This is a genomic window from Herbaspirillum hiltneri N3 (genome assembly GCF_001267925.1).
GTDB classification, from domain to species: Bacteria; Pseudomonadota; Gammaproteobacteria; order Burkholderiales; family Burkholderiaceae_D; genus Herbaspirillum; species Herbaspirillum hiltneri.
The window spans coordinates 3626873-3639579 of sequence record NZ_CP011409.1; the positions used below are offsets into that span (position 1 = coordinate 3626873).

A 12707-nucleotide genomic window follows, 5' to 3' on the forward strand; every position below is an offset into this window, starting at 1 on the left:
ACGACCGGGAGTTACTTGCCTGCTTACACGCGATGAAGGTTCATGACGTCGAACAGGCTGTGCTGGAAGCGCTCTTCGACGCCGCGCTGTTTCATGTGCTCGACAAATGCCTTGGCGGCGGGCGTCAGTTGTGCACCTTCGCGCACGGCGATACAGATCATGGGGCGAGCCCAGGCGTCGCTGAGCGGGATGAATTTGAGGCCGAAGGTCTGGCCGTGAGAATGGGCGAAGAACAGTGGCACCACGCCTATGCCCATGCCGCACGCCACCATGCGGCAGATGGTTTCGTACGAAATCACCCGGATATGCGTGTGCTTGGGCTGGTTGAAATTGAGCGCAGCATGATCGAGTAGCGAGGCCATGGCGCTGGCGCGGGACAACTCGACCTGCTCATATTCCAGCGTATCGACATAGGCGATCTGCTTGTGCGCCGCGAGAGGATGGCCGATCGGCATCACGACGGCAAGAGTCAGCGTGCGATAGGGAAAGGTCTGCAAACCTTCCAGGCTGGAAATCTCCGGTGCGATACCGACATCGGCGTTGCCTTCCACCACGGCGCGAAAAATGACCGGCGTGGACGATTCCTCCAGTTCGATCTTGATACCGTGATGGACGCCGACAAAATCCTGGATATCCCCCGGTAGGCGCGACGACAGCGACGACACGCTGGCCTGCACTTTGACGCGACCGCGCACGCCTTCGACGTATTCCGACATTTCGCCGTACATGCGTTCCATGGTCTGCAGCAGCATGCGCGCGTGATGCTGCAGCGCCTCTCCGGCGGGCGTCGGTGTCACGCCTTTGACGCTGCGCTCAAGCAGGGGAACGCGGAATAGCGCTTCCAGCTCGCCGATGCGTTTGCTGACGGCGGAGGCGACAATGCACTCGCGCGCGGCGGCCTTGGCAATGCTGCCTTCTTCCAGAATTGCCAAAAACAATCGAACGGAAAATGGATCGATATTTCGCAAGATCTCGTTTCTTCAGTCTGTCGGATCGGAGACATCCGGAACATCCCCTGCATTCAGGCGGCGGACGTCGGCGTCAGGCACTTAGAATACGCTTGTTTGCAAACAGGCGCATGGGGACGAGAACAAATCGCTGCGGTGAAAAGGCTGCATCGGCATGTCCGTCTGTCGATATGAACTCTTTCCGTCCTCATAAAAGAAAAGGTGCGCCGCGGCGCACCCTAGTCAGGTCTCAGAGGTATGTCTCCTCCTTAATATACCCTGCGTCCAGCATGCTGGACGTCCGGGTATCCGGTTGCCGGCTTGGCGTTTTAATAATTAATGATGTGCGCCGCCGCCGAGATATGCTGCCTGCACCGCCGGGTCGTTCTGTAGTTTGTCGGCCGGGCCGTGTACGGAAATCTTGCCGTTTTCCAGTACGTAGCCGTAGTCGGCGACGTTCAATGCTGCGGCGGCGAATTGTTCCACCAGCAGCATCGTAATCCCCTGTTCCTTCAAACGCAAGATGATGCGAAACACCTCTTCGACCAGGATGGGAGCGAGGCCCATCGATGGTTCGTCGAGCAGGATCACTTCCGGATTGAGCATCACGGCGCGCGCCATGGCGAGCATTTGCTGTTCACCGCCGGACAAGGTGCCGGCCAGTTGGGTCTGACGCTCCTTGAGCCGTGGGAACAGTTCCAGCGCGCGTTCCAGGTCGTGGGCGATGTCGCCCTTGGGACGTGCGCGCGTGAAGCGCGGGAAAGCGCCCAGCAGCAGGTTGTCGGTGACGCTCATGGTGGCGAAGACGCGGCGGCCTTCGGGCGAGTGCGCCAGGCCGGCGCGTGCGATCTTGTGCGAGTCCTGGCCGGTGACGTCCTTGCCGCCCAGGGTGACGGTGCCGCCCTTGGGCTTGATCATGCCGGAGATGGCGCGCATCGTGGTGGTCTTGCCGGCGCCGTTGGAGCCGATCAGGGTGACCACTTTGCCTTTCGGCACTTCCATCGAAATCCCGTGCAGCACTTCAACCTTGCCGTAAGCGGCCTGCAAATTCGAAATCGTCAACATCTCAAGCTCCCGCGGTGGTTGGGGTGGAATCGCCGGCGCTGCCGCCGAGATAGGCTTCGATCACCTTGGGGTCAGCTTGCACTTCGGCCGGCTTGCCTTCGGCGATCTTCTGGCCGAAGTCGAGCACGGTGACGGTGTCGCAGATCGACATGACGACGTCCATGTGATGCTCGATGAGGATGATGGTGATGCCGACGTCGCGGATCTTGCGGATGATGGCGACCAGTTCCTTGATGTCGGGCGCGGTGAGGCCGGCGGCCGGTTCATCGAGCAGCAGCAGGCTCGGATTCAGGCCCAGTGCGCGGCCGATTTCGAGCAGGCGCTGCTTGCCGTACGGCAGGTTGCGCGCTTCTTCGTTGGCGAGATCGGCGAGGCCGACGAACTCGAGGATCGCAGCGGCGCGTTCGCGTGCGGCGCGCTCTTCGCGCTGGTAGCGCGGGCTGTGCACCATGACGTCGGCGACGTTGCTGCGGAAGGTGTGGTGCAGGCCGACCAGGACGTTTTCCGTTGCGGACATTTCGCCGAACAGCTGGACGTTCTGGAAGGTGCGCGCGACACCGCCCAGGGCGATCAGCGACGGCGGCTGGCCGGTGATGGTGCGGCCGTCGTATTCAACCGCGCCATCGGTCGGACGGTAGATGCCTGTGAGCACGTTCATCATGGTGCTCTTGCCGGAACCGTTCGGGCCGATCAAACCATGCACGGTGCCCTTGCGCACGTCGAGGTCGACCTTGTTCAGGGCTTTCAGGCCGCCGAACTGCATCAGCACCTGGTTGACCTTGAGCAGGGTTGCGCCGACTTCCTTGACGGCATCGGTGGTGATGACGGCTTCGGTCTTGTCACCGGCGATTTGCTGGGCCAGCGGAACGCGTTTGCTGAGCATGCGGCCGAACAGCGCGCGGCAGAAACCGACGATGCCGTCCTGCAGGTAATAGACCACGAACAGCGTCATCAGGCCGAAGATGGTGAGACGCCAGTCGGTGATGTTTTCCAGCTTGTAGGAGAAGCCTGCCATGAGCACGGTGGCGATCACCGGCACGGCGATTTCACGCGGAGTCTTGGTCTTCTTGACGACCGAGACGATGGCGCCGAGGACGACGATCACGGCCGCCACGGTGGCGATCTGGCGGAACAGTTCGATGTCCGACAGCAGGCTCGGCAGCATGACCACGATCAGCGCGCCGATGAGCGAACCGATGCGCGATTTGCGACCGCCCATGATGACCGCCAGCAGGAACAGGATAGTCAGCTCGAAGTTGTAGGTATTGGGTGAGATGTACTCTTCCGAATACGCGTACAGGCAGCCCGACAGGCCGGCCAGCGCGGCGCTGATGATAAAGGCGTAGACCTTGTAGCGATATACCGACACGCCCATGCAGTCTGATGCGATCGGGCTGTCGCGCAATGCCTGGAAAGCGCGGCCGAGGTTGGAGCGCAGGATGCGATGGACTACGATCAGCGACAGCACCATGAGGATGGCGACGACGTAGAAGAACTGGACTTCCGTCATCTTGTCCGCGCCGAGCATCGGCTTGGCGACCTTGATGCCCATCGGACCTTCGGTGAGAAAGGTCATTTCATTGATGAGGATCTGGATGATGGTGCCGAAGGCCAGCGTGACCATCGCCAGGTATGGTCCGGTCACGCGCAAGGCCGGCAAGGCCAGCACCGCACCGAATATCGCCGTCACGGCGATACTGCCCGGCAGGACCAGCAGGAACGGCAGGCCGAGCTTGAAGTACAGCACGCCTGCGGTGTACGAGCCGATGCCGAACAGGCCGGCGTGGCCCAGCGATACCTGGCCGGTATAACCGACCACGATGTCCAGGCCGAACAGCAGGATGGCGTAGATCAGGATGGTTTCGGCCAGATGCAGGTAGTAAGGATTACGCACGACCAGCGGCAGCGCCGCCAGTGCGGCAATGCCGAGTACGGAAATGAAGAGGATTTTCTTGTTCATGTTCATCAGACCTTTTTGATCGCAGTTTTGCCAAACAGGCCTGCAGGTTTGACCGCCAGCACGAGCAACAGCAACAGCAGCCCGGGGACTTCTTTGTAGCCGGTCGAAATGTAAAAGCCGGTCACGGTTTCTGCGATGCCGAGGATCAGGCCGCCCACAATGGCGCCCATGCCCGAAGTGAGTCCGCCGATGATGGCCACGGCAAACGCCTTGAGGCCGAGCGCGGCGCCCATGGTCGCGCCGGTCAGCGTCAGCGGCGCCACCAGCACGCCTGCGAAGGCTGCGGTGGCCGACGACAAGGCGTAGGAGAACGTGATCACCACGCTGGTGTTGATGCCCATCAGGCCGGCGGCATCGCGGTCGTTGGAGGTAGCAACCACGGCCTTGCCGTAGATCGATTTGCGGTTGAAGATTTCGACGGCGAGCATCATGGCCAGCGCGCCGACCACGACCAGTACCTGCATCGGCTGCACGTTGGCGCCGAGAATCTGGAACGGCGCGCCCGACAGCGGGCTCGGGAATGGCAAGTCATCCTTGCCCCAGATGTTTTCCGCGACGTTCTTGAAGATGATCGCCAGTGCGATGGTGGACATGATCCAGCCGAATTCGGACTTGATCTTGATGGCGGGACGCACGCCGATCCATTCGACGAACATGCCTTGCAGCGCGCCGAAGACCAGCACGATGGGGATCATGAGCCAATAGTTGAGATAGGGACCGCCATGTATGTTGCCGACCACGGACAGGCCGACCAGAGCGCCCAACATCAACGCTTCGCCCTGCCCGAAGTTCAGAGTGCCGGAGGTGGCGAAAGTGAGTTGATAACCGAAGGCGATCACTGCGTAGATCATGCCTAGCGCGATGCCGCTGAAAACCAGCTGTAACAGAATATCCATTATTTCTACCCAAGAGGCGGCTTGCCATTGAATGGCGGGTTGAGTCAGCCGGGATTTTCAATCAAATATAGGAGAAGGCTGAATGACGTGTCGGCTGATCAGCGGGGCTTGCGCCCTGCTCTCGCCATCACATTGCAGGCGTCGATTGCCGCGGCCCGTTCAGCCGGTCAGCGTCTTCGCCCACTGCGACATTCCTTCACTTCCGATACAAGTTAAAAAATCGTCAACAAACTCTGCGAAAAAGGCCAGTCCCCGGATCGCAAGGACTGGCCTTTATGCTTTAACGACGAATCACACTGCCGTCAGATTTATTTGCCGAGAATGACGCGGCCGTTTTTCACTTCGCCCATGACGACCATGTTTGGCTTGATCGCTTCGTGGTCGGTGTGGCTGAACGGTTTTTCATAGGTAGTCACGACGCCTTCAACCTTGGTGTTCAGGTTTTCCAGCGCTGCGCGGACCTTCTCGCCATCTGTGGTGCCGGCTTGCTTGATTGCAGCGGCCAGCAGGTAGATCGAGTCGTAGCCTTGGGCAGCCGAAACTGCGGAAGGAATACGGTCAACCTTGTAGGCTTTTTGATAGGCTTCGATGAAGGCTTTGCGCTTAGGCGTATTGCCGTCCTGGATGAAAGTTTGCGGCATGCGGGCGCCGTTGCCGTTCTTGCCGGAGTTGTCGATGAAGTTGCCCATCGACAGCGGCCAGCTGCCGATGATAGGCACGTGCCAGTTCAGCTTTTCCATGCCGTTGGCGATCTGCGCCAGTTCAGGGCCGATACCGTAAGTCAGCACGACTTGTGCGCCACCTTGCTTGGACTTCAGCAATTGCGCAGTCATGTCGACGTCCTTGATGTTGTACTTCTCGACGGCGACCGGAGTGACTTTCTTGGAGGCCAGGACTTTTTCCAGATCTTCACGACCGAGCTGCCCGTAGTTGGTGGAGTCGGCCAGGATCGCGACCTTGGTGAATTTTTGCTTGTCGACGGCTTCATCCGCGATCATCTTGGCCTGGATGCCGTCAGCAGCCGAAGTACGGAAGACGTAGTTGTCTTTGTCCTTGTCGAACTGCTTGGTAATCACGCTGCCGGTGGCAACGTTGTTGATCACAGGAATCTTGGCTTCCTGATAGAAACGTTGCGACGCCAGTGCAACACCGGTGTTGATGAAGCCGACGGTGGCGACGACTTTTTCCTTGTTGATCAGTTCTTGCGCAACTTGCACACCGCGTTCGTTCTTGGCTTCGTCATCGCGTTCGACCAGTTGCAGCTGGCGACCCAGCACACCGCCGGAGGCGTTGATGTCGGCTACGGCCAGCTTGACGCCGTCACGCATGGATGCGCCCATCGGTGCAGAACCGCCGGTGAACGGACCGGACACCCCGATCTTGATCGGGTCGGCAGCTTGGCTGGAAAGGGAAAGGCTCAGCAATGCTGCTGCAACCAGAGCTTGGGTCTTGTAAGTCATTTGTCTTCCTCCTGGGTTTAATTATGTGGCCAGACCATCTTGTTGTGGACTAACTCTCCTCTGCCGCGGGTTCTCCGCAGCATCGGTATCGGGGCTGATTCTGTCGCATCTACCTTTCTCGAAACTTACAAACCTGTCAGGGTCTGACGGATGCTTTCAGGTAGCGGAACCGATTTTTCTTGTTTGAAATTAACCCACACGATCTTTGCGCCGCCATCAGCATAAATGATTTCCGGCTGGTCGACACGGCGGATTTCGTAGGTAGTTTCCACACTAGAACGGCCGGGCGGACTTGCGTACATCCGGACCTCGATGGCGGCCGGGTACTTGAGCTGACGCCGGAAGCTGCAATGCGCGTTGACGATCACCGGCCCCAGCCCGTCGGCTTCAATGCCGACGCCGATGACTTCCAGCCACTCGATGCGGGTCTGCTCCATGTAGCGGAAGTAGACGGTGTTGTTGACGTGGTTGAAAGCATCCATGTCGCCCCAGCGCACGTCCATGCGCGAGGTGTGAATCAGTATTTTGTCGGTCATTCGGGGGCTTGCCTTTCATTGGGCGCTAAAGCGATTCATCCATTGTTGAATTTATTTCATCTTTCCTGTGGAGGTTGCACCAGGTCTCGATCCATTCCTTGCCGTTTCATATCGATAGGCGGGAGTCCATTTCCATACTTATAAGAGGGAAATCACATAAAATACTTGGCATCGCGAACATATTTTGCGTTGCAGACTAGCATTCTCTCGCAAAATACTGAACAATAGCACGATCGTTCGCAAAATATTCCAACCAAAACCATACGGGACACTCCATGACTCAACCTCAAGATTTGCTGGCGCAATACGGCCCGCGCGAAGCAATGGAATACGACGTGGTCGTCGTCGGCGGCGGTCCGGCCGGCCTGTCGTCGGCCATCCGCATCAAGCAGCTCGCCGCTGAAGCCGGCAAGGAAGTCTCGGTGTGCGTACTGGAAAAAGGCAGCGAAGTCGGCGCCCACATTTTGTCCGGCGCCGTCATGGACCCGCAGGCGATCACCGAACTGTTCCCCGACTGGAAAGAACGCGGCGCGCCGCTCAATACCAAAGTCACCGAAGACCGTTTCCTGTTCCTCTCCGCCAGCAAGGCCTACAAGACACCATCGTGGATGCTGCCGGCCTGTTTCCAGAATCATGGCAACTACGTCATCTCGCTGGCCAACGTCACCCGCTGGCTGGGCCAGCAGGCTGAGGCGCTGGGCGTGGAAATCTTCCCCGGCTTCGCCGCCGCCGAAGTGCTCTACAACGACGACGGCTCCGTCAAGGGCGTGGCCACCGGCAACATGGGCGTGGACCGCCACGGCGAGCCGACCGGCGCATTCCAGCTGGGCATGGAACTGCACGCCAAATACACCTTCTTCGCCGAAGGTGCACGCGGCCATCTGGGCAAGCAACTGATCGCCAACTACAAACTCGACGCCGGCAAGGACCCGCAGACGTACGCCATCGGCATCAAGGAAATCTGGGAAATCGATCCCAAGATGCACCAGCCCGGCCTGGTGGTGCACACCGCCGGCTGGCCGCTCGACAGCGGCACTTACGGCGGCTCTTTCCTGTACCACCTGGAGAACAACCAGGTCGCGGTCGGCTATGTCGTCGGCCTGGCCTACGAGAATCCTTACCTGTCTCCCTACGAAGAATTCCAGCACTATAAAACGCATCCGGAAATCCGCAAGTTCTTCGAAGGCGGCAAGCGTCTTGCCTACGGCGCGCGTGCGATCACGGCCGGCGGCTTGCAATCGCTGCCGAAGCTGACCTTCCCGGGCGGCGCACTGATCGGCTGCGACGCCGGCTTCCTGAATGCGTCGCGCATCAAGGGCAGCCATGCCGCCATCAAGACCGGCATGCTGGCCGCCGAGGCCGTGTTCGCGGCCTTGAACGACGGTCGCCAGTTCGACGAGCTGACGGCCTACAGCGCCGCGTTCGAGAAGTCGTGGCTGCACGAAGAACTGTACAAGGCGCGCAATTTCAAGCCGTCGATGAGCAAGGGTTTATACACCGGCACACTGCTGGTCGGCATCGACCAGGTGCTGTTCGGCGGCAAGGCGCCGTGGACGCTGCATCATTCGCACGCCGACCACGAATGCCTGAAGCCGGCGTCCGACTTCACGCCGATCGCGTATCCGAAGCCGGACGGCAAGCTGACCTTCGACCGGCTGTCGTCGGTGTTCATCTCCAACACCAACCACGCGGAAGACCAACCGATCCATCTGACGCTGAAAGATGCTTCCGTGCCGGTCGGCGTCAACCTGGCGAAGTACGCCGGTCCGGAAGCACGCTACTGCCCGGCCGGCGTGTATGAGTTCGTGAAGAATGACGACAATACTGATCGCCTGCAGATCAACGCGCAGAACTGCGTGCACTGCAAGACCTGCGACATCAAGGACCCGACGCAGAACATCGTGTGGGTCACGCCGGAGGGCGGTGGCGGGCCGAACTACTCGAACATGTAATTGGCTTTCGCTTCAAACAAGAACGGCGCTTCGATCAAACGAAGCGCCGTTTTTGTTTCGGCATGGCCGTCGCTGCGAGGCGAGCGGATTTCATTTAGTATGGTCTCTCCCATAAGACCACCTTCTCTTACGAGGACCATAAAAATGATACGGAGACTTACCCTGGGCATCGTCGCGCCCTTGCTGCTTTCATCTTCCCTGCTATCCGCCACGGCGCACGCCGCCGGCTATCCGCAACAGCGCGAAGCCGACTGGATTGCGCCCTCCTTCACCTTTCATACCGGTGAAACGCTGAACAACTTCAAGCTGCACTACATCACAGTCGGCGATCCGGCCAATCCGGCGGTGTTGCTGCTCCACGGCACCTATCGCAGCGGCGCTGACATGGTCGGCAAGGATTTCGCGGGCGAGATGCTGGGCCCCGGGCAGCCGCTTGATGCGAGCAAGTACTATCTCATCATGCCGGACGCGATCGGGGCTGGAAAATCGGCCAAGCCATCCGACGGACTTCGTGCGAAATTCCCGCAATACAATTACGCCGACATGGTGCTGGCGCAATACCGGTTGGTGACGGAAGGCCTGGGCATCAAACACCTGCGCCTGGTGATGGGCAATTCCATGGGCGGCATGCAGACCTGGATGTGGGGAGAAACCTATCCGGCGATGATGGATGCGCTGGTGCCGATGGCGTCGCAGCCGATCGAGATGGCGAGCCGCAATTGGATGATGCGACGCGTGCTGGTCGAATCGATCAAACAGGATCCGGCCTGGAACGGCGGCAACTACAGTACGCAGCCACCGTCGCTGCGATTGGCCAACACCATGTTCGGCATTGCCACTGCCGGCGGCACCCTGGCCTATCAGGCGCTGGCGCCGACGCGCGCGCAGGCCGACAAGATCGTGGATGACCGCCTGGCTGCCCCGGTGACGGCGGACGCCAACGACTTCATCTATCAATGGGGATCGTCGTCGGATTTCAATGCCATGCCGAACCTGGCACGCATCCAGGCGCCTCTGCTGGCGATCAATTCGGCCGATGACGAACGTAATCCACCTGAGACCGGCACGATGACGGCGGCGCTGAAGCAACTGAAGAACGCGGAGTTGTATCTGATCCCGGCAAGTGCGGAAACACGCGGGCATGGAACGACCAGCTTTTCAAAATTCTATGCGCGGCAAGTCGGCGACTTTCTGAAAGCCCTGCCGCAACGCTGATCCCTGGAATCACAAATGAAAAAGGCTTCGATGGATATCGAAGCCTTTTTTATTGACGACAATTTGCGGCATGCGTGAACAAAGGATTACGCACTTGGCAATGTCCATTGTCCGTTGATGATTTTCTCCAGCCAGAACGCGCCGATGACCGTCTTGACGTCGGTTACCTTGCCCAGCCTGACCTGTTCCAGCAATTCCGACAGCGGCGCCTTGTAGATGTCGAGGAACTCGCCGTCGTCGAGTTTGCGCTCGCCTGCCGTCAAGCCGCGCGCCAGATAGATGTCCAAGTGCTCGTCCGAATAGGCAATCGCGTTATGAATGGTGCAAACGAATTGCCAGTCGGTCGCGGTGTAGCCGGTTTCTTCCCGCAGCTCGCGCTTGGCGCACTCCAGGTGATCTTCGCCGGCATCGATCTTCCCGGCCGGGAATTCGATGAAGACCTGGTCGAGCGGATACCGGAACTGGCGCTCCAGCAACACCGAACCGTCGTCGAACAATGGCAGGATCACCACTGCGCCCGGATGGCGGATATGTTCGCGTACCGCCTGTTTGCCGTCAGGCAGGCGAATCGTGTCGCGCTGCACCTTGAGGAAATGACCTTCGTAGACCAGCTTGCCGTCTACCTTGCTTTCTTTGAGATGTGCGTCCGGATGTGCGTCCATGGGAGATCAGGCAATCAATAAACGTGGAGGAGGAAGAAAAGCTTGTGGCCGCGACATGCAGGCATGTCGGACCACAGGATCGCGCAGCTCAGGCGTGGCTCTTGCGCAGATAGCGCACGACGTAGCCCGGATACGCCAACACCAGGAACAGACAGCCGGTGACGGCATAAAATTCCCAACGCTGGGTAAAGGCGTTGCCGATATTGGCTTCGAAGAAATGCGCAAGCGCGCCCACGACGAAATACAGTACCACCAACTCAAGCAAGCGCACCCATACCGGCTTGCGGTAATCGGGCGACTTGCTCAGGGGGATCAGCGCGAACAACTGCTGATTGAAGAAAGGCAGGTTGGCGGCCAGGACCGCCAACACGATGACACACCAGCTTAGTAGGGAAACGTTCACCGGCGGCTTCGCTTTACGCCGCGATGACTTTGCTCAGGAACGTCGCCAGCGTGGTGACGATGGCATTGGTGCAAGCGTCCATCAGGTGGCCGGGCCACAGACCGAGCACCAGGGCGGCCAAGCCGTTCAGGCTCAGCGCGATGCGCACGTCGAAGCTGGCGGTGATTTTGCCGTTGTCGGCAGGATCATCGAAGTACATGTTCTTGATCACGCGCAGGTAATAGAACGCACCGACCAGCGAGAACACCACGGCCAGCACGGCCAGCCAGATCTGGCCGGTACCCAGCACCGCTTGCAGCACCGACAGCTTGGCGTAGAAGCCGACCATCGGAGGAATGCCCGCCAGCGAGAACATCAGCACCAGCATGATGCCGGCGAACCATGGGCTGCGTTGATTCAGGCCCTTGAAATCGTCGAGCGTGTCGGCTTCGAAACCGGAGCGCGCCATCAGCAGGATCACGCCGAAGGTGCCCAGCGTGGTCAGTACATAAGTGATTGCGTAGAACAGCGACGAGCTGTAAGCGTTGACGGCCTGGAACAGGTTGCCGTCGACCACGCCCGACATCATGCCCAGCAACATGAAGCCCATGTGCGAGATGGTCGAGTATGCCAGCATGCGCTTGATGTTGGTCTGCGCCAGCGCCGTCACGTTTCCGATGATGATCGACAGCACGGCCAGCACCATCAGCATCTGTTGCCAGTCGATCGCCAGCGGCAGCAGGCCTTCGACCAGGATGCGGAAGACCATCGCGAACGCAGCCAGCTTGGGCGCGCCGCCGATCAGCAGCGTCATCGGCGTCGGTGCGCCGTGATAGACGTCAGGCACCCACATGTGGAATGGTACGGCGCCCAGCTTGAACGCCAGGCCCGCCACCACGAACACGATGCCGAACACCAGCACATTGCGGTCGACGGTGCCCGAGACGATGGCGCGGAAGACGTCGTTCAGTTCCAGCGAACCGGTGGCGCCGTAGAGCATCGAGATGCCGTACAGCAGGAAACCGGAAGCGAGCGCGCCGAGGATGAAGTACTTCATCGCGGCTTCGGTCGAACCGACATTGTCGCGGCGCAGGGCGACCAGCGCGTACAGCGACAGCGACATCAGTTCCAGGCCCAAGTAAATGGACAGGAAGCTATTGCCCGAGATCATGACCATCTGGCCCAGCAGCGCGAACAGCGCCAGCGCATAGAATTCGCCGCCGAGATGGCCGCCGCCGACGATGCCGCGGTCAGTGTTGTATTGGCGGCCGTAGATCAGCGTCAGGCCGATGGCCAGATAGGAGAACAGTTTCAGCAGGCTCGACAGCGGATCCGAGACGAACATGTTGCTGAAGGTGTAGACCGTTTCGCCGCTCGCGTAGTTGGTGAAGGTCAGCACCGCGCACACTACCAGCGCCAGCAGGGACAGCACGTAGGTAATGACGCGCTTTGCATCCGGCAAAAACATATCGATCAGCAGGATTGCGGAAGTCGCAATCAGCAGAAATATTTCCGGATAGACAGGGATCAGATTCATGTTGTTCATTTAGTTACCGCTTAGTTTCGTCCGCGTATTTTGTCCGCTTACCGTTGCCGCCGTTTTCAGCGGGCCTGCACTTCGCCTGCCCTGCC

Annotated in this window: 11 protein-coding genes; 2 read left to right on the plus strand and 9 right to left on the minus strand. The window is 59.5% G+C overall.

Features of this window, described 5'->3' with window-relative positions; genetic code table 11:
- Positions 1-23 precede the first annotated feature (23 nt).
- The 6 genes from F506_RS16550 to F506_RS16575 form a co-directional block, all read right to left on the minus strand.
- Positions 24-932 (minus strand): LysR family transcriptional regulator, encoded by a 909-nt coding sequence (locus tag F506_RS16550; protein WP_144424075.1) that lies wholly within the window; start codon positions 930-932, stop codon positions 24-26.
- 351 nt (positions 933-1283) lie between these two features.
- Positions 1284-2012, minus strand: a complete 729-nt coding sequence (locus tag F506_RS16555) for an ABC transporter ATP-binding protein (protein ID WP_053199234.1) — start codon at positions 2010-2012, stop codon at positions 1284-1286.
- A gap of 1 nt (position 2013) precedes the next feature.
- Positions 2014-3972, minus strand: coding sequence for a branched-chain amino acid ABC transporter ATP-binding protein/permease (locus tag F506_RS16560; protein ID WP_200907678.1), 1959 nt, complete (start codon positions 3970-3972; stop codon positions 2014-2016).
- Positions 3973-3977: 5 nt separating this feature from the next.
- Positions 3978-4868 carry a branched-chain amino acid ABC transporter permease gene (locus F506_RS16565; protein WP_053199237.1) on the minus strand — a complete coding sequence of 297 codons (891 nt, stop codon included), beginning with the start codon at positions 4866-4868 and terminating at the stop codon, positions 3978-3980.
- A gap of 308 nt (positions 4869-5176) precedes the next feature.
- On the minus strand, positions 5177-6328 hold the full coding sequence (locus F506_RS16570) for an ABC transporter substrate-binding protein (RefSeq protein WP_053199240.1): 1152 nt from the start codon (positions 6326-6328) through the stop codon (positions 5177-5179).
- Positions 6329-6453: 125 nt separating this feature from the next.
- Positions 6454-6864, minus strand: a complete 411-nt coding sequence (locus F506_RS16575; RefSeq protein WP_053199242.1) for an acyl-CoA thioesterase — start codon at positions 6862-6864, stop codon at positions 6454-6456.
- A 275-nt stretch (positions 6865-7139) separates the two neighbouring features.
- Between F506_RS16575 and F506_RS16580 the strand changes: the two genes are divergently transcribed.
- Together F506_RS16580 and F506_RS16585 are read left to right on the plus strand one after the other, a co-directional pair.
- Entirely contained in the window at positions 7140-8816 is a 1677-nt protein-coding gene (locus F506_RS16580) for an electron transfer flavoprotein-ubiquinone oxidoreductase (protein WP_053199244.1), read from the plus strand.
- Between the two features lie 144 nt (positions 8817-8960).
- Complete coding sequence (locus F506_RS16585) at positions 8961-10031, plus strand: alpha/beta fold hydrolase (RefSeq protein WP_053199246.1); 1071 nt, start codon at positions 8961-8963, stop codon at positions 10029-10031.
- Between the two features lie 86 nt (positions 10032-10117).
- Here F506_RS16585 and F506_RS16590 read toward each other — a convergent pair whose 3' ends face one another.
- The 3 genes from F506_RS16590 to nuoN all read right to left on the minus strand — a co-directional run bounded on the left by F506_RS16590 (position 10118) and on the right by nuoN (position 12621).
- The gene (locus tag F506_RS16590; protein ID WP_053199248.1) at positions 10118-10693 is read right to left on the minus strand and encodes an NUDIX domain-containing protein; all 576 of its coding nucleotides are present in this window, start codon (positions 10691-10693) and stop codon (positions 10118-10120) included.
- Positions 10694-10781: 88 nt separating this feature from the next.
- Entirely contained in the window at positions 10782-11096 is a 315-nt protein-coding gene (locus tag F506_RS16595) for a DUF2818 family protein (protein WP_029363020.1), read from the minus strand.
- Positions 11097-11109: 13 nt separating this feature from the next.
- Entirely contained in the window at positions 11110-12621 is a 1512-nt protein-coding gene (gene nuoN / locus F506_RS16600) for an NADH-quinone oxidoreductase subunit NuoN (RefSeq protein WP_053199250.1), read from the minus strand.
- Between the last annotated feature and the right edge of the window lie 86 nt (positions 12622-12707).

Excerpts from the sequence above, each read along its gene's own strand:
- F506_RS16590 (WP_053199248.1), bottom strand. The coding sequence starts at position 10,693 with ATGGACGCACATCCGGACGCACATCTCAAAGAAAGCAAGGTAGACGGC.
- F506_RS16580 (WP_053199244.1), top strand. The coding sequence starts at position 7,140 with ATGACTCAACCTCAAGATTTGCTGGCGCAATACGGCCCGCGCGAAGCA.
- F506_RS16585 (WP_053199246.1), top strand. The coding sequence starts at position 8,961 with ATGATACGGAGACTTACCCTGGGCATCGTCGCGCCCTTGCTGCTTTCA.
- F506_RS16555 (WP_053199234.1), bottom strand. The coding sequence starts at position 2,012 with ATGTTGACGATTTCGAATTTGCAGGCCGCTTACGGCAAGGTTGAAGTG.
- F506_RS16565 (WP_053199237.1), bottom strand. The coding sequence starts at position 4,868 with ATGGATATTCTGTTACAGCTGGTTTTCAGCGGCATCGCGCTAGGCATG.
- F506_RS16575 (WP_053199242.1), bottom strand. The coding sequence starts at position 6,864 with ATGACCGACAAAATACTGATTCACACCTCGCGCATGGACGTGCGCTGG.
- F506_RS16560 (WP_200907678.1), bottom strand. The coding sequence starts at position 3,972 with ATGAACAAGAAAATCCTCTTCATTTCCGTACTCGGCATTGCCGCACTG.
- F506_RS16570 (WP_053199240.1), bottom strand. The coding sequence starts at position 6,328 with ATGACTTACAAGACCCAAGCTCTGGTTGCAGCAGCATTGCTGAGCCTT.
- nuoN (WP_053199250.1), bottom strand. The coding sequence starts at position 12,621 with ATGAACAACATGAATCTGATCCCTGTCTATCCGGAAATATTTCTGCTG.